The organism is Acinetobacter sp. AYS6, assembly GCF_025630795.1.
Lineage (GTDB): Bacteria > Pseudomonadota > Gammaproteobacteria > Pseudomonadales > Moraxellaceae > Acinetobacter.
Genome location: NZ_JAOTNV010000006.1, coordinates 342,867 through 366,889, shown reverse-complemented (window position 1 = coordinate 366,889; position 24,023 = coordinate 342,867). Strand labels below are relative to the sequence as shown.

19 protein-coding genes are annotated in these 24,023 nt (G+C 39.9%); 10 read left to right on the top strand and 9 right to left on the bottom strand.

From position 1 onward, the window contains the following. The first annotated feature begins 35 nt into the window (after window positions 1–35). Genes fes through entS form a run of 4 tightly spaced genes read left to right on the top strand, consistent with a single transcriptional unit; the run spans window position 36 to window position 9,891 of the window. Entirely contained in the window at window positions 36–1,235 is a 1,200-nt protein-coding gene (gene fes / locus OD757_RS10055) for an enterochelin esterase (protein ID WP_263031771.1), read from the top strand. Window positions 1,236–1,264: 29 nt separating this feature from the next. Continuing rightward, entirely contained in the window at window positions 1,265–1,480 is a 216-nt protein-coding gene (locus OD757_RS10050; protein ID WP_013197941.1) for an MbtH family protein, read from the top strand. Window positions 1,481–1,492: 12 nt separating this feature from the next. Beyond that, the gene (locus OD757_RS10045; protein WP_263031770.1) at window positions 1,493–8,644 is read left to right on the top strand and encodes a non-ribosomal peptide synthetase; all 7,152 of its coding nucleotides are present in this window, start codon (window positions 1,493–1,495) and stop codon (window positions 8,642–8,644) included. After that, entirely contained in the window at window positions 8,641–9,891 is a 1,251-nt protein-coding gene (gene entS, locus OD757_RS10040) for an enterobactin transporter EntS (RefSeq protein ID WP_263031769.1), read from the top strand. The genes OD757_RS10045 and entS overlap by 4 nt, the downstream gene beginning before the upstream one ends. A 41-nt stretch (window positions 9,892–9,932) precedes the next feature. Here entS and OD757_RS10035 read toward each other — a convergent pair whose 3' ends face one another. Next, window positions 9,933–10,664 carry a 4'-phosphopantetheinyl transferase gene (locus OD757_RS10035; protein ID WP_263031768.1) on the bottom strand — a complete coding sequence of 244 codons (732 nt, stop codon included), beginning with the start codon at window positions 10,662–10,664 and terminating at the stop codon, window positions 9,933–9,935. Between the two features lie 413 nt (window positions 10,665–11,077). Between OD757_RS10035 and OD757_RS10030 the strand changes: the two genes are divergently transcribed. Next, window positions 11,078–11,368 carry a hypothetical protein gene (locus tag OD757_RS10030; RefSeq protein WP_263031767.1) on the top strand — a complete coding sequence of 97 codons (291 nt, stop codon included), beginning with the start codon at window positions 11,078–11,080 and terminating at the stop codon, window positions 11,366–11,368. A 2-nt stretch (window positions 11,369–11,370) separates the two neighbouring features. Further along, window positions 11,371–12,975: a PepSY-associated TM helix domain-containing protein gene (locus OD757_RS10025; RefSeq protein WP_263031766.1), complete on the top strand. Its 1,605-nt coding sequence runs from the start codon at window positions 11,371–11,373 to the stop codon at window positions 12,973–12,975. A gap of 46 nt (window positions 12,976–13,021) precedes the next feature. Here the strand turns inward: OD757_RS10025 and OD757_RS10020 are convergent, their stop codons facing one another. The 4 genes from OD757_RS10020 to OD757_RS10005 all read right to left on the bottom strand — a co-directional run bounded on the left by OD757_RS10020 (window position 13,022) and on the right by OD757_RS10005 (window position 15,652). Then, the gene (locus OD757_RS10020) at window positions 13,022–13,642 is read right to left on the bottom strand and encodes an ATP-binding cassette domain-containing protein (RefSeq protein ID WP_263031765.1); all 621 of its coding nucleotides are present in this window, start codon (window positions 13,640–13,642) and stop codon (window positions 13,022–13,024) included. A gap of 4 nt (window positions 13,643–13,646) precedes the next feature. Continuing rightward, window positions 13,647–14,339, bottom strand: coding sequence for a molybdate ABC transporter permease subunit (gene modB / locus OD757_RS10015; protein ID WP_000971591.1), 693 nt, complete (start codon window positions 14,337–14,339; stop codon window positions 13,647–13,649). Continuing rightward, complete coding sequence (gene modA / locus OD757_RS10010; RefSeq protein ID WP_263031764.1) at window positions 14,336–15,121, bottom strand: molybdate ABC transporter substrate-binding protein; 786 nt, start codon at window positions 15,119–15,121, stop codon at window positions 14,336–14,338. Before modA ends, modB begins: the two co-directional genes overlap by 4 nt. Window positions 15,122–15,301: 180 nt before the next feature. After that, complete coding sequence (locus OD757_RS10005) at window positions 15,302–15,652, bottom strand: winged helix-turn-helix domain-containing protein (RefSeq protein WP_263031763.1); 351 nt, start codon at window positions 15,650–15,652, stop codon at window positions 15,302–15,304. 219 nt (window positions 15,653–15,871) lie between these two features. On the opposite strand from OD757_RS10005, the gene antA reads away from it, so the two are divergent. The 4 genes from antA (at window position 15,872) to OD757_RS09985 (ending at window position 20,329) form a co-directional block, all read left to right on the top strand. Next, window positions 15,872–17,287, top strand: coding sequence for an anthranilate 1,2-dioxygenase large subunit (gene antA, locus OD757_RS10000; protein WP_263031762.1), 1,416 nt, complete (start codon window positions 15,872–15,874; stop codon window positions 17,285–17,287). Window positions 17,288–17,289: 2 nt separating this feature from the next. Next, window positions 17,290–17,781 (top strand): anthranilate 1,2-dioxygenase small subunit, encoded by a 492-nt coding sequence (gene antB, locus OD757_RS09995; RefSeq protein ID WP_263031761.1) that lies wholly within the window; start codon window positions 17,290–17,292, stop codon window positions 17,779–17,781. A gap of 5 nt (window positions 17,782–17,786) precedes the next feature. Continuing rightward, entirely contained in the window at window positions 17,787–18,821 is a 1,035-nt protein-coding gene (gene antC / locus OD757_RS09990; RefSeq protein WP_081400442.1) for an anthranilate 1,2-dioxygenase electron transfer component AntC, read from the top strand. A 449-nt stretch (window positions 18,822–19,270) separates the two neighbouring features. Beyond that, window positions 19,271–20,329: an AraC family transcriptional regulator gene (locus OD757_RS09985; protein ID WP_263031760.1), complete on the top strand. Its 1,059-nt coding sequence runs from the start codon at window positions 19,271–19,273 to the stop codon at window positions 20,327–20,329. Window positions 20,330–20,384: 55 nt separating this feature from the next. Here OD757_RS09985 and OD757_RS09980 read toward each other — a convergent pair whose 3' ends face one another. From OD757_RS09980 to OD757_RS09965, 4 genes are read right to left on the bottom strand one after another with little or no spacing between them, the layout of a single operon-like run. Next, window positions 20,385–21,332 carry a transporter gene (locus OD757_RS09980; protein ID WP_263031759.1) on the bottom strand — a complete coding sequence of 316 codons (948 nt, stop codon included), beginning with the start codon at window positions 21,330–21,332 and terminating at the stop codon, window positions 20,385–20,387. A gap of 53 nt (window positions 21,333–21,385) precedes the next feature. Then, complete coding sequence (locus OD757_RS09975) at window positions 21,386–21,916, bottom strand: flavin reductase family protein (protein ID WP_151744241.1); 531 nt, start codon at window positions 21,914–21,916, stop codon at window positions 21,386–21,388. A gap of 28 nt (window positions 21,917–21,944) precedes the next feature. Next, on the bottom strand, window positions 21,945–23,183 hold the full coding sequence (locus tag OD757_RS09970; protein WP_263031758.1) for a styrene monooxygenase/indole monooxygenase family protein: 1,239 nt from the start codon (window positions 23,181–23,183) through the stop codon (window positions 21,945–21,947). A gap of 43 nt (window positions 23,184–23,226) precedes the next feature. Then, window positions 23,227–24,012, bottom strand: a complete 786-nt coding sequence (locus OD757_RS09965) for an SDR family oxidoreductase (protein ID WP_263031757.1) — start codon at window positions 24,010–24,012, stop codon at window positions 23,227–23,229. Between the last annotated feature and the right edge of the window lie 11 nt (window positions 24,013–24,023).

The window sequence follows — 24,023 nt, the reverse complement described above, 5'->3', positions numbered from 1 at the left end:
ATTTGACCGCGCTTTCTTGTCGAGATGGACTCAAAATGAAGCCATTTTCTCAGCCCTTACATCCCCTATTTCAACAAATCAATGTTGGGAGTGAAGTCTGGTGGAATACCGTAAAAAAACTAGGTAGCCCGCTGGTCAACCTACAAAAAAATAAAGCGCTATGTACCTTTATTTGGCGTAGTTCTGAACTCAAAGAAAGCCTTTTTGTTTATATCGATATCTATTCACAAAGCCCTTCTATCTATCAAAAGTGGAATCGTTTTAGCCGTATAGCTGGGACAGATGTGTACTTTTTTGAAATAGAACTGCCTCTAGCTTGGGCGGGTAGTTATGTTGTAGTTACTGCTAGTGAGGAAGCCCCAGAAACAGATTGTGCAGCAAAGCGACGCGCATGGTGGCAAACCCAGCTTAAACAGAGTGCTCAAATTGATCCATTCAATCAACATCGGTTTTACACGGGACATCTGGCTCGATATATCAATCAAATTCAACTTGAAAACACGAAATCTTTAATAGCCGATTGCCCGATTACAAAAACATTTCAATGGTCAAGTCGCTTATGCCAGCAGGACTATTTGGTCGACATTTTTATTAGTCATCAATCAACTCAAGAAGACTTGCCACTCATCATTTTGCTTGATGGCCAAATCTGGAGCCGAGAGCTTTCGATTATTCCCGATCTTCAGCATTTAACTGATTCAAATAAGATTCGTCCAGCAGTTTATGTTTTTGTTCATAGTTTAAATAGTCAACAACGCCAACAAGATTATGGTTGTCATGATGCGTTTAGTCAGGCGCTGGTTGATGAACTTATTGAAACGCTTCTAAAAGAATATTCCTTTATTTCTAAAACAGACATTACGTTATGTGGTCAAAGTTTAGGTGGATTATGCGCTTTACATAGCACTTTGTTGTTCCCGACCATTTTTACTTCCCTGATTTTGCAATCTGGATCTTATTGGTGGTCAGATTTTTCAAACAGTATTTTAGGGCAAAAACATAAAGGTAATATTTTAGAACTGCTTCAAAACCTATCTCATCCATTATCAAAAACAACTCAAATTTATATCAGTGCCGGCACGTATGAAACCGATATGCGGGACGATGCCCTTCAGCTTTATCAACAATTGCAATCATTCAATCAAGTGAGTTTTCACACTTTTCAGGGCGGACATGATGCCGTGAACTGGCGTACCGACTTGCTTAAGGCATTGCAAAAAACTCTTTCACTATAACCATTTGTTTCATCAAGGATAACAATATCATGAGCAACTTACAGGAAAACTATATTAATCCTTTCGATAACGAAAGTTTGTCTTTTCAGGTTTTAAAAAATCAACAAGGTGAGTTCAGTTTATGGCCTGCTCAACATCAAGTGCCGTCGGGGTGGGATGTTCAGCATGGACCAGATACGCGGGCTTCGTGTATTGCATATGTAGAAAAGCACTGGCTTGCAATTAACCCCTTTCAACAAGCGTAAAGGAGTATTGTCATGAATCAGGCATTAAATAATGAATTTACTCCGGACCTTTCACAACCCGCTCGTTTTGAATTGGCCTCTATTCAGCTCGGTATTTTTCTTGCCGATCATTTAAGTTCAATTGAAGACTTATATACCATTGCACATTGTTTGGAACTACCAAAAACTGTCGATATCCCCACATTTAAAAAAGCAATTCAAATCGGCTTAAATGAAGCCGATACGGTCATTGCTTCGTACTCATCTGACCCGTCTCAACCGTTTATTGAGCTTAATAACCAAGTTCAGTTTCAAATTGAAGAATTTGATTTTTGTCATTTAACGCCAAAAAAAGCTCAGCAACGTTTATGGGACTGGATGCCATCAGATCGTCAATGTGCTAAATCACTTAAAGCGGGTGAATCTCAACTGTTCCGTCAGGTGTTGTTTACGACCCATGACAAAGTGTATTGGTACCAACGTTATCACCACATCATGCTTGATGGTTTTAGCATGATTAACCTAACCAAACGTATTGTTGAACTCTATCAACAATTACAAGAAGAAAAAGACCTTTCGATTTCTCCGTTCATTGGCGTCAATGAAGTTATTTCTGAGCGTCAGGCTTATGAAAATAGCCATCAATTTAAAATAGACCAAGCTTTCTGGATGGCATATTGTGAAGATTTACCTAGTCCAGTTAGTTTAAGTACTCATCATTTAGCGGCAAAAACCACAGCGACGTTTATTAAGCATCAGCTGCGTTTTTCGACAGGAATTTTAGAGCAGATTCAAGCTTTAGCGGCGCAATCCAAATTAGCTTTGAATGACATGATGATGTCATTGTCATTACATTATATTTACAAAATGACCGATAAAGCTGCTTTGGTTAACGGTATTCCATTTATGCGCCGTTTAGGTTCAAAAGCGATTCGCTCAACCTTACCTACGGTAAATGTCTTGCCTGTGAAGTTTAAAGTTGCTGAAAAAGACAGTTGGGTGAGCTTAGCTCAACATGTACAAGAGCAATTACGAGAAATTCGTCCGCATCAGAAATACGATGCAGAACAAATTTTAAGAGATTTAAATAGTATCGATATTCATGAACGAATGTACGGTCCTATTTTAAATTATAAAGCTTTTGACCAAGACTTGGTTTTAGATGGTGAAAAGGTCAAAACACACCATATTTCTACAGGACCAATTGATGATTTTGAGTTTTCCTTTATTGTTCAAAATCATGAACTCATTATCGAACTACGTGCGGATTCGCAGCGTTATACACAAGATGAGCTATTTAACCATGGTCAACGCCTAACGTTATTGCTCGAACAAGCCTTGATTCGTCCAGAACAGCCATGTAGCAATTTTAATATTACAACATCACAAGAGCTTGCTGCCCTGACCCAAAGTGGTATTGGTCCGCGTGTTAGTCACCCTGAAAAATATAATAATGTTTTAGATATTTTTTATGAGCAAGTGAAAAAATATCCTGAACGTACCGCCATTGTGAGTGGTGAACGTCCAAACCTTCAGCATCTCAGTTTTGCTGAGCTTGCTGTAAAAGTGAATCAACTGACTCGTTTTTTACAAGAAAATGGAGCCAAAAAGCAAACTGTCATTGCTGGAGCTATTCCTCGTTCAATTGACTCAGTTGTGGTGATGTTATCCGTATTAAACTCTGGTGCGAGTTTCTTGCCTCTCGATTTAGATTACCCAATCGATCGTATGCAGATGATGTGTGAAGATGCCAATCCATTATTTGTATTAACTACACAAGCACTTGCACAGCAACTACCACAAAATATTCAACAGCTATATCTTGATCATGAAGATGTTCAAACACAAATTCGCAAGCAAGATGCGAGTGATATTCCTACCGAAAATCGTAAATTTGATTTTCAAGATGTCGCGTATGTAATTTTTACTTCAGGAAGTACTGGTCGTCCTAAGGGAGTAATGAATACACATGGTTCTTTACGCAACCTCATTTTGTCGCATAAACCAACTATTTACTGGCCTGTATTAGAAGCTGTAAATCAGCGTTTCCCTGAGCGTCCGTTACGTGCAGCGCATACACACTCTTTCTCATTTGACTCATCTTGGTTGCAAGTTTTCTGGATGTTATGGGGCCAAGAGCTACATATTTTTGATGAAAACATGCGTCGTGATGCATTTGGCTTAGTGCAAGAAATTCAACAACGACAAATCGATACACTCGATTTACCGCCATCTTTTTGTGCGCAAATGATGACGAATGGTTTATTTGCTGAAAATCAACATCAACCAAGTCTTATTTTGATTGGTGGTGAAGCTGCACCGTTAGCTTTATGGCAGCAGCTGAATGCTCAGCCAGAACTTTTTGCTCATAACTTGTATGGCCCAACAGAATATACGGTTGATACTTTCCGAGCAGAATTAAAGCAAACAGCTCGCCCTGTCATTGGTAACCCTATTGGTAATACACAGGCCTACGTACTAGATCGCTACTTGCAACGATGCCCAACAGGCGTGATTGGTGAACTTTATATTTCTGGCTTTGGGATCGCCAATGGTTATTTAGGTCGAGCTGACTTAAGTGCTGCCCGTTTTGTAGCGAATCCATTTGAACATGGACAGCGCATGTACCGCACAGGTGATTTAGTCCGCTGGAATAGCGCGGGTAAACTTGAATTTATGGGGCGTTGTGATGACCAGATTAAAATTCGTGGTTATCGAGTTGAAATTGGTGAAGTTGAAAATGCGCTTTCGATTTTAGCCAATGTTGAAAGCGCAGTCGTGATTGCAGAACCGATTAATAACAGTCATCGTTTACTCGGTTATTGTGTGGTCAAAGACATTGAACTCGATGAAAAAACCAGTGAGCAATTAAGTCAGCAATATTTAAGTCAGTTACGTCAAAACTTACCTGAATATATGGTGCCTTCTGCCCTGACTGTTATGTCCGAATTTCCACGAAATGTAAGTGGCAAAGTCGATAAAAAAGCACTGCCAAAGCCTCAAATTCGTACCCATAGCCGAATGGCCGAAACGTCTGAACAACAACTTTTATGTCAAATTACTGCATCTGTTCTTAAGCTTGACGCAATTGGAATTGATGACGACTTCTTTATGACAGGTGGCGATAGTATTTCGGCCATTATGCTTTGTACTCAATTACGCCAACGTGGTTACGGCTTAAGACCAAGTGATGTATTCCAATGTAAAACAGTTGCCGCTATGGCACCGCAACTCACCCGTTTAGATGAACAACAAACGGCTGTTTCAAAACCGTTATTTTCAGCAGACCTAGAACAAAAGGTTCAAGAAAAATATGGAAAAAACAGCACTATTTTACCTTTGCTACCTTTGCAAAAAGGCATGCTATTTTTATCTCAAGTAGAAAATCAATCGAACTATAATGCCTTTACTCGTCTTAGTTTAAATGGAGACATTGATCCGGTACGTTTACAGCAAGCGTTGATTACCGTATTAAAACGTCACCCACAATTAGGCGGACATTTTGATAGTGAATTAGCTGAAGAACCTGTTTTTATCTATTCATTACATCCTACTCAAGCTTGGCCAGTTCAGTTTTGCTCAGTCACTCCCGATCTGCTTGAGCAAACCATTCAAGAAGTATTGCAGCAACCGATTCATCTCGACCAATCCTATGGCTTAATTCGGGCAACCTTAATTCAACATGCTCCTGAACAGTCAGAACTATTGATTATGGTGCATCATCTGTTAACAGATGGTTGGTCAACTCCGCTGTTTTTACAAGACTTTATTAAAGCCTATCAGCAAACTAATCAACAATTGCCTGGGCTTGAATATAGTTATGAACAGGTAATTAAAGCTTTATCTGGACGTGACCATGAAACATCAAAAGTAATTTGGCAACGTGATTTAGCAGATTTACAGCCACTTATTTTATTTAATCAAGCACAGCAAGCTGTACAGGAAACTTCATATCGTTTAAGTGCTGAGTTGGGTGCGAAACTTCAACACAAATTACGCCAGCAAGGCATCACGCTCAATGTCTTCATGCAAATGATTTGGGCAATGACTTTAAATATTTATGCTCATCGTGAAGATATTGTGTTTGGCACACCTGTTTCAGGGCGTTCAGCACCTATCAATGGCTTAGATCAGCAGATCGGATTGTTTTTAAATACGATTCCAGTGCGTGTAAAGCTCAACATGCAACAAACACTTTGGGAACAATTGACTCAGTTACAGCAATTGCATGTTGAACATTTAGAGCATGATGGTTTGGGTCTGGGCGCAATTCAGCAATTAGTGGGGCAAGGCAATCTTTTCGATAGTTTGTTGGTCGTAGAAAACTACCCAGATAACCAGTATTTACAGCAAAAACTTGGCGATGCTACTATTTCCAAACTCACAAATCGTGGTTATAGCCATTACCCGCTTGCTTTGTTGGTTATTCCTGATCATCAAATTGAGCTATTGCTCGAACAGCGTGGTGTAATTGATCAACCAGAGCATTTCTTAGAGCGAATGGTTCAATTGATTGAAATTGCATTAAATGAACCAGAGACTTCTCTAGCTCATTATCGCTTACAACTGGCCGAAGAACGCGATTTAATCCAGAAAACAAATCAAACCCAATACTATGTTCGTCAGAGCACATTACAACAATTACTCAGAGAACAAGCTCGAATTACGCCTGAACAAACGGCGTTATCTGATGAAAATCATCAGCTCAGTTTTAGTGAAGTACGTTTGCAAGTTTCTGCATTAGCGCAGCAATTACAAAGTGCAGGTGTACAGGCTGGAGATATTGTTGCGGTTGCCCTATCAAGATCAGTCAAACTGAGTATTGCTATTTTAGCGGTGATTGAAGCAGGTGCAGCTTATTTACCTATTGATTTACAACATCCGTCTGAACGCATCAAATTTATGTTGCAGGATGCCAAATCTAAACTTGTGATTGGTGAACAAAAAGATCTAGCTGCTATTGCCCCTCCATCAATAGCCACCTTTGCTTTTAATGAATTGTTTGATGAAACAAAGGTTGATTTAAGTAGCTATAAAACGACAGTTATTACCCCACAGCATCCGGCCTATTTAATCTATACATCGGGTACAACAGGCCAGCCAAAAGGTGTCATGGTTTCTCACCAAGCCATTGTGAACCGTATTTTATGGATGCAATCAGAGTATCCACTGACAGCAACCGATACGATTTTACAAAAAACGCCATGTACTTTCGATGTCTCTGTATGGGAGTTTTTCTGGTCATATTTAATAGGTGCACGATTGGTTATGGCACCAGTAGATGCACACCGTGACCCATTGGCATTATTAAGCCTCATTCAAAAATATCAGGTAACAACATTACATTTTGTACCGTCGATGTTGGCCGTTTTTGAAAATGCTGCTACCGAAATTTTGTCATCTGCTCAGCGTCAAAGTTTACCAATCCGCCGAGTGTTCTGTAGTGGTGAGGCATTACCAACGGCTTTAGCAAAATCATTTACCGAGCACTTTAGCTGTGAGCTACATAATTTATATGGCCCAACGGAAGCTGCGGTAGATGTGAGTTATATGGACGCAACACTGGGATTACATCCTGAAGAAAGTAGCGTCGCAATTGGTTATCCAGTCTGGAATACCCAGCTTTATATTTTAGATCAATACTTACGCCCTGTTCCTATTGGAGTGGACGGTGAGCTTTATTTAGCAGGTCATCAATTGGCAATGGGTTATTTGCATCGAGCAGACTTAACAGCAACACGTTTTGTGGCAAACCCATTCGCAGCAGGTCAACGCATGTACCGCACTGGTGATATTGCCCGATGGCATGCAGACGGCAGTATTCAATATGTGGGCCGTGCTGATGATCAGCTAAAAATACGTGGGCAACGTATTGAACTGGGTGAAATTGAACAGCAATTACGCTTAATCAGCGGTCTTGATGTGGTTGTACATCCTATTTCTTCTGAGCAAAATAAAGCTGATGTTCAATTGGTTGCTTACTTGCAAACAACAACACCTGTAAACGTCGACCAGTTAAAGAAACAATTGGCAAAACAGCTTCCTACATATATGGTGCCTACACACTATGTGTCAGTTGAGAAATTCCCATTAAGTCATAATGGTAAGCTGGACCGTAAAGCGCTGCCGCAACCACAACTTACTCATTCAGATACAGAAAAACGGTACGCCACCACTGCTTTTGAACATGAACTGACACGTATTTTCCAACAAGTTTTAAACACCGATCAAAATATTGGCGTGAACGAAGATTTCTTTGCGATTGGTGGACATTCCATTTTGGTGATGAAGCTTGCAATTGAAATCCGAAAAGTATTTAAGCGGACCATTTCAATTGGTCAGTTGATGAGTCATGTCACGATTCAACGTTTAGCAGCTTTACTGCTTACACAAGAACGTTTGGCAGAAGTTGAACAAACTGGCATGCAACCTATTTTACCCATCCGTTCTGGCTCTGGGCATCCATTGTTCTGTTTCTACCCAGGTTCTGGTTCAGCATGGCAATATACGGTTCTGAATCGTTATCTGCATTCTGATTTGCCTATTATCGGTTTGCAGTCTCCTCGACCAGATGGCCTATTGGCAAATAGCAATGACATGGACGAACTGGTTGAAAAACAACTTGAGATTATTCGCAAGCAACAACCAACAGGCCCTTATACTTTATTAGGTTATTCACTTGGCGGTACAGTGGCTTATGCGGTTGCAGCGAAGCTCACTGAACAAGGTGAAAAAGTTGATTATCTCGGCTTATTGGACACTTACCCTGCTGAAATTCATCAGTGGTTAGATTTGTCGGTAGAGGAAATGAATGCTGAAGCTGAACAAGAACAGCTTCAATTCTTCAATGATATTTTAGCCGATGCAGATACGGCATTAAATGAAGAAACTCGTCGTTTACAAGAGGATATTTTTGCAAACTATCGCGATGCCGTCCGTTTATTAAAACCCTATAAAATGCCGCACTTTGATGGTGAACTACACTTAGTTGTCGCTGAAAAAGACTTGCTGCCGTATATCCAACCAGAACAACAATGGTCACCTTTAGTTAAAAAACTCCATATTGTTCGACTGAGTGAAGCGGACCATACCGATATATTGTCTCCGCAGCAGCTTGAAACACTTGGTCCGATTTTAAACCGCATGATTTGTCAGGCACGCGGTTTAGAGGAGCATACGCCATGAGCTTCAAATCTATATTGACCGATTTTAGTCTTTTAAAACGTAATGCTCATTTCCGACATGTATTTATTGCTCGCACATTGTCATTGTTAACGATTGGCATGTTGGTCGTAGCTATTCCAAAACAAGTCTATGACATTACGGGTAGTTCGTTAAATGTTGCTGTTGCAATGGCTTTTGAAGGCATTGCCATGTTTATTGGCTTGTTACTTGGTGGTTTGCTGTCAGATCGCAAAGATCGAAAATGGCTGATTTTATTGGCACGTGGTGTGTGTGGCTTAGGCTTTGCTGGCCTCGCCATCAACGCCATGTTTGAGCATCCATCGCTGTATGCCATTTATTTTCTCTCAGCATGGGACGGTTTCTTTGGTGCACTGGGTGTAACCGCAATGATGGCGATTATGCCTGTGATTGTAGGACGCGAAAATATTGTACAAGCCCGTGCGATCAGTATGGTATCCGTACGGCTTGCAACCGTTATTTCACCAGCAATCGGCGGTATTTTAATTGCTGCTAGTGGTGTTACGACCGTGTATTGGGTGTCAACCGTGGGTACTTTACTCACTGTATTTTTATTAATGGGCCTACCTGCGCTTAAACCACCACATGCATCAAATGGCGAAAGTCCTCTTCGCCAATTAGCTCAAGGGTTTAAATTTGTTTTTAAAAATAAAGTAGTCGGTAGCACCATTTTAATTGGCACATTGCTTAGTTTTAGCAGTGCTATTCGAATTATTTTTCCACAAATGGCAGATGAAATTTTTCACGGCGGTGCATTCGAACTCGGGCTTATGTATACGGCAGTACCTTTAGGCTCGACTTTAGGTGCTTTACTCAGTGGCTGGACAACACGTTTACTCAGACCCGGCTTGGTCATGCTCTATACGTGTTTAGGTGTTTTTAGTTGCATGATTATGATTGGACTTTCACCTTGGCTCATCGTGACTTTACCCATTTTATGTGTTTTCGGATATTTGATGTCGATTGCCAACTTGCTTCAATACAGCATTGTACAAGGACATACTCCTGATGAATATCTAGGACGTATTAACGCAATTTGGCTCGCACAAGATGCATTAGGCGATTCGATTGCCACTACAACTTTAGGTCTCTTAACTCGGTTTTTACCAATATCAGGAAGTATCCTCTTCTTTGGCATACTAAGCTTTGCAGTAGGATTTATGTTCCTATTCAACTCTCAAGATATGCGTGAAACAGGATTCCAAGATCCTAAGTTACAAGAAAATTAAATCCTAAATAAAAAGAAGGCAATTTGTTGCCTTCTTTTGCTTTAAGCAAAATTTCGTGCCTGAAAAACCCAAGTCATAATATGGTCTTGTTCTACAGCCCAGCCACCTTGATATTGTTCTAAGAGTTGATAGCGCTGTTGAATTTCCGGCAAAAAAGTTAGCGTTAATGTTTGATTTTTAAAATTAATATCGACTATAGATGCTTCTAAGAAATCGATATATTGCTTTGCAGTGGGATAAACCGCTTTATATAGACTTTCTTTTACAGAGAAAATTAAGCTCACATAGCGGGCAAAATCAAAAAACTCTGCCGCTTTACCTTTCCATAAATCAAACTCAGATGGCGTTAAAATAAGATGTGCACTCTCTTGAGCAAATTCTGAGGTCACCCAATGCTCGATATCAATTCCCAAATAAAGTGCGCTATTAGATAGCCCAACAATTAACTTATTTTGTGAATGACTAATGCTCCCCAAAACATGAGATGGCCAGATGGGTAAATGTTCATGCATAGAAGTTATTGGCTGATCTAAACCGAAATGATGATTTAAAACAGCCTGAGCTAAAACCCTGCCACATAAGTACTCATTTTTACGTTCGACACGCGCTTGAGCAATTTTTAGTGGATGCTCTAATTGTTGGTCTATATGCAAATGCGTTGTTTGTGATAAATCTAGCCGATAACAAAATAGCTCTGATGTAAAAAAAATAGGGTTCGAAATTTCATAAATTGATTTACTGATTTGTTCAGAAATGTATAGATAATGACTCACTGTATTCGACTTCAAAATAAATATTTTTAATGAGTTATCTCCTATCTTAACTTACTTACTGCAATTCTATAAATAATTATATTTATCATTTGATAATAATTATTATTTACTTATACTGTTGGGTAAATTTTGACTTTAATTTACTTATAAACATCGATTATGAAACTTATAGGACTTTTTTTGACCCTGTTGGGAGCGGTCAGTATCTATTGTAGTCATAGCAACCAAAATTTGTTGTCTCAACATCTTCCTACTTTCTTTAAGTATTTGGGTCTAGTGCTATTAGGCATTGGATTTATTGCGCTCTTTGCAAGCTTGCCAAAAGTGGTTGCTGCTTTTTGTTGGTTCATGCTTATCATTTTTGCGTGGTCTTTCCTCCCTTTTATGGCGCTTTTTAAACGGAAACTGATTTCATGAAAGCTAAAATTCAGTCTCCGATCCAGCCAGACTGGTGGAGTAAAACGTTTGCAGGTGGTGTTTTAGGTCTAAGTCTTTCTATCGCTATTGGTAATTTAATTGTTTTATTAGGCCAACCTTATGTTGCCATGGATTTATTGGTGCAAGTAGGTATGTGGAGTGTTCCTTGGTTTTGGATGCCTATTATGTTTGGCAGTTATTTTTTTACGACTGGACGAAAAGCGCTTATCTATTTATTCATTGCGAATGCCCTAGTGTATAGCTGTATTTTTGTATTGCGGGGTTAAACATGAAAGTACGTTCAGATATCATGAAATTAGCAAAAAGCATGCATACTTGGGTGGGTGTATGTGCTGGGATTTTACTTTTTATCTGTTTCTTTGCTGGTGGGCTCAGCATGTTTCAGCACCATATTAGTAAGTGGGCTACCCCAACACAGCAAGTTTTACCGAAAGTCTCACCTGATCAATATAATGAACTCATTCAAAAAATACAGACTGCCTATCCTGCTGCGCAAAAGAACTTCACACTAAATTTATCGTCCAATGAATTTCACTATGCACCCATTACGTGGAGCGAACATGAACGTGGAGATGGCTTTAATGCTGCTCAAACCACGTGGATGGCAAGCTTAGATAACAACGGTGAGTTAATCGTTGCTCAAGAAAACTTATCTAAGGCAGGTTGGCTAATTGAACAGTTGCATGAAACAGCAGGTATACCGGGCATGGCAGGCCATCACGGACTAGGCCTGTATGTAATGGGTGTTGTTTCGATTTTATATTTTCTTGCCCTGCTTTCAGGAGTAATCATTCTGTTACCAACCTTGGTAAAGGATTATTTTGCTATTCGTCCTGGCAAAAATAAAAAGCGTTTTTGGTTAGATGCGCATAACGTGATTGGAATTACCAGCTTACCTTTCCACATCATTATTAGTATTAGCGTTATTGTCTTTGCTTTTCATGACTTTTTTTATGATGCGATTGGACAACTTGCACTCAAAGGACAGCCTGTTTTTCAGCGTTCTCCCCCTGCGCTTATTCAACCTAAACAAACACAGATTGATGTACAGCAAATATTAGCCCAAGCTAAAAAAGTAGCGCCTGAATATTCTGTTGACTATATCCAGTTCAGTGGCCTAGACAAACCTGAAAAAGCCAATGCACGTATTGCCCTGTATAGCTCAGATCAGATGTTGCGCGGTGCGAATCATGACTTTATGCGTATGAATCCATATGCAGTTGAGCACTTTAATCATAAAGGTATTAACACACAGACTGATGCTGGAAATAAGTTAATCAACGCCATGTTTAGTCTACATTTTGGAAGTTTTGGTGGTACGGGCGTACGCTGGATTTATTTTGTGTTAGGTGTTGGTGGCGCTTTCTTGTTTTATACAGGTAACATTCTTTGGGTTGAAACTCGTGCACGTAAGCAAAAGCGTGCTGAAGACCCTGTTCCTGTTCAACGTAAAGATGTAGTGTTCCTTGCGAACTTAACTATAGGTGCATGTTTAGGGTGTGTTTTAGCAGTCGTGGGCACAATGTTGGCCAGTCGTTGGCTTTTCGCAGCGCTTAAAATTGAAAGCATGAATCACCTCTTTATGTATGGTTATTATGCGATTTTCCTACTGAGTTTGATTTATACCTTTGTGATTGGCTATGCAAAAGCTTTACCACAACTGCTGTTAACCTTGGTTTTAGTGTTATTTGCGATTCCGCTTACATCCCTTTTAGCCTACTTCATTCCTCAAAGTGGCTTATGGGTACATGGTGGAGAAATCTTAGTAGTTGATTTCTTAGCTATCATTTTTGCTTTCGCTTTCTGGCGTTTTTATCAACAAGCCCAAGATCGCCGAAAATCTGCTCCAACTGGCAGTTTATGGGCTAGCTAACAACCATAAATCAACATGGCTGAAATAATGTTTGTAATATGAAAAATTATAAAACCCACATTGTTTCGGTTAGTTGTTTAATTTCCTGAATATCATGACTCACATAAATCATTGGAATTTTTATTTCCTCTTTTACTTTCTGAAAAAAAGGAATAATTTCAGCTTTATGATTTGCATCTAGTGCTGATAACGGCTCATCAAGGAGTAACAGCTTAGGTGAATATAACAATGCTCGACCTAGTGCCACGCGCTGTTTTTCCCCACCTGATAGTTTGATAGGCATGCGTTGTAATAAGTGCCCTAACTTTAATAACTCAATAATATAATCTGCTTCAAAGTGACGTTCTTGTTGGGTAAGGTACTTAAGGCCGAATAATAAGTTTTGCTTTACCGTTTTATGCGGAAAAAGCTGAGCATCTTGAAAAACTAATCCTACATGCCGCTTTTGGGTACTCAAGTTAATGTTTTGATCTGAATCAAACCACGTTTGGTCCTGTATCCTAATGAGCCCACTACGCGGAGTGTTCAGGCCTGCAATGGCATGTAAAATCGATGTTTTACCTGACCCAGAGGCACCAAATAGCCCAATAACAGCAGCATCTGACTGGAAACTAGGTTCAATATGAAATTGACCCATGTGTAGCTGAAAACGGCAATCAATCAACATAATTCTACCGCCCTAAACGCTTTTTTTGATAACGATGAAACCACTGTGCAAACCACAACGCTAAAAAAGCCACACTTAATGATAAAACAATAAGCCGTTGAATAGCGGCCTCTGTATCGGGTTGTTGCATTAGACTATACATGGCTAAAGGTAAAGTACGTGTTTCATTTGAAATATTACCCACAAAGGTAATGGTCGCACCAAACTCACCTAAGCTACGGCAAAAACATAAAATAGCACCAATTAAAATACCACTGCTGGCAAGAGGCAAAGTGACATGAAAAAAAGCCCCTAAGGATGAGGCACCTAATGTCTTTGCTGCCATTTCTAAACGCTGATCGACCAGTTCAATCGCTAGTCGAATAGATTGCACCAATAACGGAAAACCCATTACTGCCGAAGCAAGAACGGCACCTTTCCAGTTAAATGCAAAATCAATTCCGAGCGGTGCCAAATATTGCCCAACAACACCGCGGCTCCCAAAAACTTGTAAAAGCAAATAACCAGGCACCACTGGCGGTAACACCAAAGGTAAAAACACCAATGTTTCAATGAATGACTTCCCCCAGAACTCTTTACGTGCCAAAAACCATCCCACACAAATTGCAGGAATAATACTGACCACAAGACAACTTGCTGCTACCTTACAAGAAAGTTGTAGCACGCTGAGCTCTTCTGGAGTTAAAGAGAACATCATGATTTAACTGAAGCCAATATGCTAAAGCCATATTTTTTAAAAACAGCTTTGGCTTGATTGCTCTGTAAAAATTGATAGAACTTTATTGAGCTTGGATTCTGTTTAACTATCCCTACAGGATAAATAATTGGTGAATGTGTATTTTCCGGAAATACGCCCGCTACTTTTACGTCTTTACTAATCGCTGCATCAGTTGCATAGACAATCCCAACCTGACATTCACCACGCGCAACAAAGTTTAGCGCTGCTCGAACATCTTCTGTTTCAACTAACTTTGGCTCAATATGGCTCCACCAACCTAGGTTAGTAAAAGCTTGTTTAGCATATTTGCCTACAGGCACACTTTTGGTATCCCCTGTACAAATCTTGCCTGTAAACACTCTATTGGGATCGGTCGTTTTATCTAGTTTTACATTTAGTGACTGCCCTTTAGGAGTAATTAGAACCAAACGGTTGCCTAGTAAATTTATACGATCATTTGCTGCAACTAATTTTTTGTTTTGCAGATAATCCATCCACTGGGTATCTGCTGAAATAAATACATCCGTTGGTGCTCCAGCTTCAATTTGTTTAGCTAATGTCGATGAGCCTGCATATGAAGTTTTAACTTCTACTTTATTTTGTTTTTCATAAATTTTTTCTAAATCGTTAATCGCATTGGTTAAGCTCGCTGCTGCATAAACGGTAACCGATTCAGCTTTGGCTGGAAGATTAAAGACTAATCCTATGCTGAGCACCGAACAGACTAAAGCCAACTTTTTTATCTTCGTATCACTTACCATTATATTTACCTTTTTGTCGTTTTTTGCAGCGATATATACCCAAGAATATAGCGATAAGCATAGACGATGAAAAGTAGAAATTATTTATAAAGATGGATATTTTTTCTGAGCAAATGAAAACTATTGTTAGATAAAACTGATACGCGCTTAAATTCTTTGATTTATAAAGTATTTCTCATCTTATTTCTTTAAAAAGCTACTCATAATTTGATAGTCATGTTCTAAGGCTTGTCGAGCATTGATTTCCATTTGGCGATAATGTTGTAAAACTTTCTGGCCTAAAGCTGTAACAGCTGCCCCACCACCATGTGTTCCACCCGTTTGAGTTTCAACTAAAGCTGTTTCAAAGCACTGATTCATGGTGTCTACCAACTGCCACGCACGGCGGTAGCTCATATTCATAGATTTTGCGGCTTGTGAGATCGAACCAGTTTTCTCAATTGCTTCAAGTAAGTCTGCCTTACCCGGACCAAACGCAATGTTCTGCTCTAAAAGAATTCTAATCTGTAATTTTAAGTTTTGTTCTTTCATAGACTTAGTTCACAAAAGTTTATTTTATGCTCGCGAACATTATAGGGAAGTTTAACAACCTAAGACATATACAAATTTAAATCTCGATTAGCTCTTAAAAATAGTCTTATTAAAAAATCAAAACTGCACAAAGTGGATAAAGATCTGGAAAAAACGGATAGAGGCCAAAGCCTAATCGCGGTTCAATCAGTTAAAAGCTGAATGAATAGGATTGAGCAAATGACCTCATCTAATTTAAAACAATGGAATGATTTTGTAGATGGATGTATCGACTTCCGTCCTAACGATGGCGTGTTTCGTATTGCACGCAATATGTTTACTGAGCCTGAACTATTTGACTTGGAAATGGAACTGATTTTTGAAAAGGTTTGGATTTATGCATGTCACGAAAGTGAGATTCCAAACAATCATGATTTCCTAACAGTTCAAATTGGCCGCCAACCGATTATTGTGAGCCGTGATGGTAAAGGCGAATTACACGCGATGGTCAATGCTTGTGAGCATCGTGGAGCGACTTTAACCCGTGTTGCTAAAGGCAACCAGTCAACCTTTACATGTCCGTTCCACGCATGGTGCTACAAATCAGATGGCCGCTTGGTTAAAGTCAAAGCACCAGGCGAATATTGTGAAGATTTTGATAAATCAAGCCGAGGCTTAAAACAAGGCCGTATTGCCAGCTATCGTGGATTTGTATTTGTAAGCCTTGATACTCAAGCAACAGATACTCTAGAAGACTTTTTAGGCGATGCAAAACTGTTCCTTGATTTAATGGTTAATCAGTCGCCAACAGGTGAGCTCGAAGTACTTCAAGGTAAGTCAGCTTATACCTTTGCAGGTAACTGGAAGCTACAAAATGAAAATGGCTTAGATGGCTACCATGTCAGCACTGTTCACTATAACTACGTCTCTACAGTTCAACACCGTCAGCAAGTCAATGCATCAAAAGGTGAAGAACTCGACACACTTGACTACAGTAAGTTAGGTGCAGGTGACTCAGAAACTGACGATGGCTGGTTTAGTTTTAAAAATGGCCATAGTGTTTTATTTAGTGACATGCCAAATCCAACAGTTCGTCCGGGTTACAGCACGGTTATGCCATATATGGTCGAAAAATATGGCGACAAATATGCTGAATGGGCAATGCATCGTTTAAGAAACTTGAACTTGTACCCTAGTCTATTCTTTATGGACCAAATTAGTTCTCAACTTCGTATTGTTCGGCCTGTGGCTTGGAATAAAACTGAAGTCATCAGCCAATGTATTGGCGTTAAAGGTGAATCTGCTGAAGCACGCAGTAACCGTATTCGCCAGTTTGAAGACTTCTTTAATGTATCAGGCCTTGGTACACCAGATGATTTAGTTGAATTCCGTGAACAGCAAAAAGGTTTTCAGGCACGGCTGGAACGTTGGAGCGATATTTCGCGTGGTTGTCAGTCTTGGGAATATGGCGCGACCAAAAATTCACAAGATTTAGGCATTCAACCCGTCATTACTGGCCGTGAGTTTACCCATGAAGGACTCTATGTAAACCAGCATGGACATTGGCAACGTCTAATGCTCGATGGCTTAAATAAGAAAGCCTTGAAAATGCAGGATATTACTTTTGAAAACAATACTGTAATGGATGAGGTGTAACCATGTCACAAGAACTAAATTTTGCTGTATCTCAGTTTTTGTACAAAAAAGCAGAACTTTGTGATGCTTATGACTGGGATGCCTACCTAGAACTTTACGATGAAGATAGTGAATATCATATTCCACAGTGGATTGATGACCATAACTATGTTCAAGATCCAAATCAGGGCCTGTCTTATATTTATTATGCGGACCGTACTGGACTCGAAGACCGTGTATTCCGTATTCGTACAGGTAAAGCAGCGTCTGCAACACCGTTACCACGTACTTTGCACAGCATAAACAACATCCGAGTTAAAACATTGGATGATGGATTAATTGAAGCAAAAGTTGCATGGCAAACACTCTATAACCGTCAAGGATTAGAAGGCTGTTTTTACGGACATGCTACTTATCTTTTACGCCAAACAGCAGATAGTTTCCGTATTCGTCGTCAGCACAGCATTTTGCTTAATGACAAAATTGATTCCGTTTTAGACTTCTATCACGTTTAAGGGGAATGAAAATGGGACATTCAGTTGCACTTAACTTTGCCGATGGCAAAACCTTTTTCATTTCGGTAAATAACGACGAATTGTTGCTTGATGCAGCAGTTCGTCAGGGAATTAACCTGCCGTTAGACTGCCGCGAAGGTGTTTGTGGTACCTGTCAGGGACAATGTGAAACTGGGATTTATGAACAAGAATATGTCGATGAAGATGCATTAAGTGAACGTGATTTGGCCGAGCGAAAAATGTTAGCTTGCCAAACAAGAGTGAAATCCGATGCAGCTTTTTATTTCGATCATGATTCTGCTATCTGTAACGCTGGTGATACTTTAAAAATTGAAACCAAAGTGACCGCTGTTGAGCTGGTTTCTGAAACGACTGCAATTTTGCATCTTGATGCAAGCAGTCATGCTGCCCAACTTCAGTTTTTACCGGGTCAATATGCTCGTTTGCAAATTCCAGATACCGAAGACTGGCGCTCATATTCATTTGCAAACAGACCAAACGCAACCAATCAATTGCAATTCTTAATTCGTCTCTTGCCAGACGGTGTGATGAGTAATTACTTACGTGATCGTTGTCAGGTTGGACAAACCCTACTCATTGAAGCCCCACTTGGTAGTTTCTATTTACGTGAAGTACAGCGACCACTGGTTTTTGTAGCTGGTGGAACAGGATTATCAGCTTTCTTGGGAATGTTAGATAACTTAGTTGAGCAGCCTAACTCACCTGCCGTTCAGTTGTATTACGGCGTAAATAATGAAACCGACTTGTGTGAACAACAGCGTTTACATGCCTATGCAGAACAGCTTCCAAACTTTAGTTATCACCCGATTGTGACTAAAGCAACCGAAGCTTGGCAAGGTAAAGCCGGCTATATTCATGAGCACTTAAATAAAGATCAATTGGCCGAGCAGGCTTTTGATATGTATTTATGTGGCCCACCGCCGATGATTGAAGCTGTTAAAAATTGGTTAGATGAACAATCTTTGCAAAACTACCGTATTTACAGCGAGAAGTTTTTACAGAGTAATACATCACGTTGAAGTATAAATAATTTAAAAACCACTAAAACCTGAAATGATTCAATATACTCTGTAGGGGGTATATTGAATTTTTGCATTTAAATTAAAAGTTTTTATATATCAATAATATAAAATAATAAATTCCGACAAAATAAATTGACCAGCTCACTCGGATTTGCTATAAATTTTGATAGATCTTAAGGAATAAGATCATGATGAGATTAACTTATAGCACCATTTATATCCCCCTATTCTATTTCTCGAATTTACTAAATTAATGGACAAAATCCGATGTAAAAATTTGAGAAAATCATATTAACTAGCGGTTAAATTGGTCTGTATTTTGCTTATATCTCATTGTAATTTGCGAGTAACTTAATTTTTTAAGTGCCGTATTTACTTGCTGTGCAGCGAAGTTTTAAAGCTCTTGCAATACAAGTAAATACAGGAGTGAGCCAAAAGGGATAAATATGAACCAAGCCAACTCCCCAGAACTCAGTGGGCGTCATTTTCAAAATGAGTCTATCTTTACCAATCATAATCTGGTGTTTGATCACCACGATTTAAGCGAAACTTGCCGAAATGTAGGCCAAATTTTTAAACCGCATAATCTTAAAATCTCTCAGCAGAAGCGAGATTTCAGTGCAACCATGCACCATGTTAAAACAGGCGCACTGTCTATTAGTCGCTTGGAATATGGTGCGGATGTCATTATTGAACCAGATCATCTTGATAACTTTTACCTCATTCAAATTCCAACTCAAGGCTATGCAGAAATCGAGTTTGGTTCACAAAAGTTTATTTCTTATTCTCAAGTTGCTTCTCTTATTTCTCCACAGCAATCTTTACGTATGCGCTGGCATGCAAACTCACCACAGCTCATTCTAAAAGTGTCAAAGGATGATTTTACTTACCATTGTCGTCAACATATTGCTGATTCAGAAAATAACTTACTCATTTTCGACCCCAAATTAGATTTTTCTACCCAAGGTGGAGCCTATTTTTTACAGCTGGTTAGAACCTTGATGGATGCTTTGGCTTGTGAACAACATCCGCTTCATCATCCTTTAGCCTTTAAACAATTTGAGTCAAATCTATTTAATGCGCTCATTTATGGTCAACCCAATAATGCATTACATAAAATAGATCAGTATAAAGAAAAAACTGTCTCTCCTTATTTTGTGAAGCGTACAGAAGCCTACATAAAAGAACATTTACATGAGCCGCTTAACGTCGAAATTCTGGCCGAGCATGCAGGCGTGAGTGTAAGAACCCTTTTTACTGGTTTTAAAAACTATTTGGGTACTACCCCAATGTCTTATTTAAAAGAATTACGCTTTGAACAGGCTCATTTAGAGCTGATGCATAATGAAAATCTGTCGGTTACTGACGTTGCATTTAAATGGGGATTTACTCACTTAGGTCGTTTTTCTCAAGAATATAAACGCCGTTATGGTGAGTTACCTTCGTCTACTCGCCGTTCTGGTCACATTGAAGGTTCAGGCTTAATTACTTCAATTTTTTCTTAAACTAAAATAGATAAAAGCCTTTTATATTTATTGATATAAAAGGCTTTTTTATGACTTAGAAATGATGAACATAACGAACTTGTAGTCGCGTACCTTCTGGTCGGTTTTCAGCATCTTGCTCAAAATATGCATTTGCAACCAAGTGATCATTTTTAGAAAAACTATACATCGCACCCGGACCAATCGCCCAAACTTGTTCACGTCTACCTTTGACTTTTTCACCATCGACTTCGGTATCAGTGACTTGTTTTAGCCAATAGCCATTTAGTCCTAAGCGAAACTGTTCAGTAATGGCATAGTCTGTTGCGAAGTTTGCATGAATTGCTTGCCCAGCTTGCATATCATTTGCTCCAGCAAAAGCATAGCTTGGGTCATCATTTTTAAAGTTATAGAGATAATGGATACGTGTGGATGCAGTCCATTTAGGATTAAACCAGTACGTTGCAGCCCAATAAGGGTCAAATGAAACAGCATTATTACTGGGGTTAATATCTTTTTGCCGATCATATTCGCCCGTAGGTAAATTCACCTGAAACTCAAAACGATGTACAAACTTCGGTCCTTGCGCGCCCATGACTGGATCGAACTGAATAAAAGGTCCGATCATAATGTCCCCAAAGCCACTTTGAGCCTTAATTGCAGCATTATTCAAGCCATCATCCATATCCATTTTGCTGACAAAAGGAATTAAAAAATTCATGCCTAGACTGGCTTTATCTTTTACTCGGACATTCGATAAATAACTAATCTGCTCAACCAGTACTTGATAATTTAAATCTGTTTTAGGTAAACCTAATTTTTGTCCATTGGCATCGACCAGTTTATTGCTATCATAATTTTGAAAATAGGTTTGAGCATACCAGCCAGGTCCTGCGGGTAATCCGCCATCGAGAAAGCTGGTCATACCTAAGTTTACGGTCGGTAAATCATAGGCATGTGTAACCAATGGCAAACCCAACAATGTCCCTGCTAAAAAGCCATGTTTAATTAAAGTGCTTTTCATCTTCTTATTTCCTATAAAAAAATCACGACCGGATTGATCGTGATTGTGGTGAATTAATGTGCTAATTCTGGATGCTCTGCGGCAATCCGATACTTTCCTGCGTGGAATACCAATGGTTCACCTTGGCGCTGTTGGTACTGTTCAATTTGACCAATAAAAATCAGGTGATCTCCACCTTCATACTGATTTACATTGCGGCAAACCAAGGTTGCGAGTGCATCGGTCAAAATTGGAACACCTGCATTGCATTGTTGATGCGCTACACCTGCAAATTTATCTTCAGCGCCTCGAGCGAAATGCCCTGAAAGCTGATGATGTTCTTGGGCCAACATGTGAATGGCAAAATATTCAGCTTCTACAAAATCAGACAAACTTGGCGCTGTTTTTGAAAGGCTCCATAAAATTAATGGCGGGTCTAAAGACAGTGATGAAAATGAATTGGCTGTCATTCCTATTTTCCGACCGTCTTTACCACGGGTTGTAATCACGGTAACGCCAGTTGCAAACTGACCAAGTAAATTACGAATTTCTCTTGGGTTTTCAGCATTAATGGTTTGTAAACCTTGAGTTTCAATTGTGTCCATTTTTAATTCTCCCTTTGATATTTTGACCTTAAGCCACTTTTGCTGCGGTTTTTGAGGCCATGAATGCCTGAGCCTTATCTGCATCAAACCACCAAGGGGCAAAAGAGCGCGGGTCATCAAAGTTATTGGCCATAATTGAAGCAATGCTCTGGTTTTGGCTTGCGGCTGCTAATAGCTCAACCACATGCGGTTGTGGTGGTACTAACAGGCTATTGGTCCAAGCCACGACTTTTTCTGCATAAGCCCAATAACGCTCAAAGGTTTGAACCATCCATTGTTCGCTAAAGCTTTGATTATCATTGGCTAAAATGGCATCGAAATAGATTTTGCTACACTTAGCAGCATTGTTTGAGCCCTGACCTGTAATCGGATCATTCACCACTAAGGCATCTGCCATTCCAAAAATTTTCTTACCAGACGGTAATGTCAAAATTGGTTTGCGTACTGTCGGTGGGAAACGCCCTGCTAAATATCCACCAGCATCGGTTAACTCAACATTTGTGCAACGTTCATATTCCCAAGGCACAAATTTCTTCAGTAAGTCCAAACTGCACTGCAAATGCTGCTCAGGTGTTTTGACATCTTGCCAGCAGTCCATTGGCCCATTTGGAATTCCTTCAAACACCATGATGTCGCAAGGTCCATTCACGGTAAGTGCCGGAAATGAAAAATACTCACCGACTTCAGGAATAATATTAAAAGTCACACGAGAGTAAGGTGAAATGGGCTTCATGTTTTTGACATAGGTCAATGCCAAAGCGCGCTGTGGTTTATCAAAGACACTGCGTGCATCATCACGTTCAAACTGTTTAACGACTTCACCTTTACCAGCCGCAAGTAATACAAGCTCGTAGTCGTTCGCGAGTTGTTCTAACTCTTCTATACCTACATCTTGAATGACTAATCGACCACCACGGCGTTCAAATTCTTCCATCCAATATGGCATTTTGACGCGTTGATCGACCGATTGAGCGTAGCGCTCTAGACGAGCACTCCATTCAAATGCTTTACCACCATTTTCAGGATTGACTAAAGCCAGCCCAATACCTTCTACCGCTGGACATTGTTCTTCCCAAAAATTTAAACCTAAGTCACGTTCAGTTTGTAAAGCGGTATGAAACATACACTGGCTTGACATGACTTTACCTTGACGGATTTCATCGGCAGTTCGGTTGGTGATCATGGTCACGTCGTAACCTGTTTCTAATAAGCCCAGACCAAGCTGTAAACCAGACTGTCCTGCTCCAACAATTGCAATACGGCGCATAATCTTCTCCATAATTTTCTCAATATGCTTTTAAAACGCTGTGCTATTCGGCTAAACGTGGAATAGCGGGCTGTGATCCTTCAGGGCCCATTACTGAATAGCCACCGTCGACTGTGTAATCTGCTCCGGTGACAAAACTCGCAGCTGGTGACAATAAAAACAAAACCACATTGGCGACTTCTTCGGGATGACCCAATCGGCCTAGTAAGTGGTAATCGGCTGCGACGCTATCGGCCTTTTCACGGTTATTACCGCTGACTTCTGCAATGACACGTGACCATGTCCACCCCGGAGAAACTGAATTGACGCGAATACCATCGGCAGCAAAATCCATTGCCATGCTTTGTGTGAGTTGACGTATCGCGGCTTTAGACACTGGATATAACCAGCGTCCTGTTTGTGCCACTTTGGCCGAAATGGAAGTAAAGTTAACGATTGAACCTTGCTGCTTTTTCAGGTCATGGTATAAAACACGGCTCAGCTCAACTGTAGAGACCAAATTAATATCGAGTGCTTGTAACCAGTCCTGACGTGAAGATTTAAAACCGTCATCTAAATATGTACATGCCAAATTCACCAAGTAACTCACTTCACCTAAATGTTGGTGAATATCTGCCACAGCTTGTTGAATAGCCGCATCACTGGTTAAATCGGTTTGAATAAACATCACGCCATGATTAAAGCTTTCTGCAATCGCCTTGCCTTTGGCATCAATATCTAAAATAGCGACATGAGCACCCGCACTCACCAAAGCTTGTACAACAGCTTTACCAATAAGTGTTGCGCCGCCGCTCACCACAGCAACTTTTCCTTTTAAATCTATATTCATTGCAGATACTC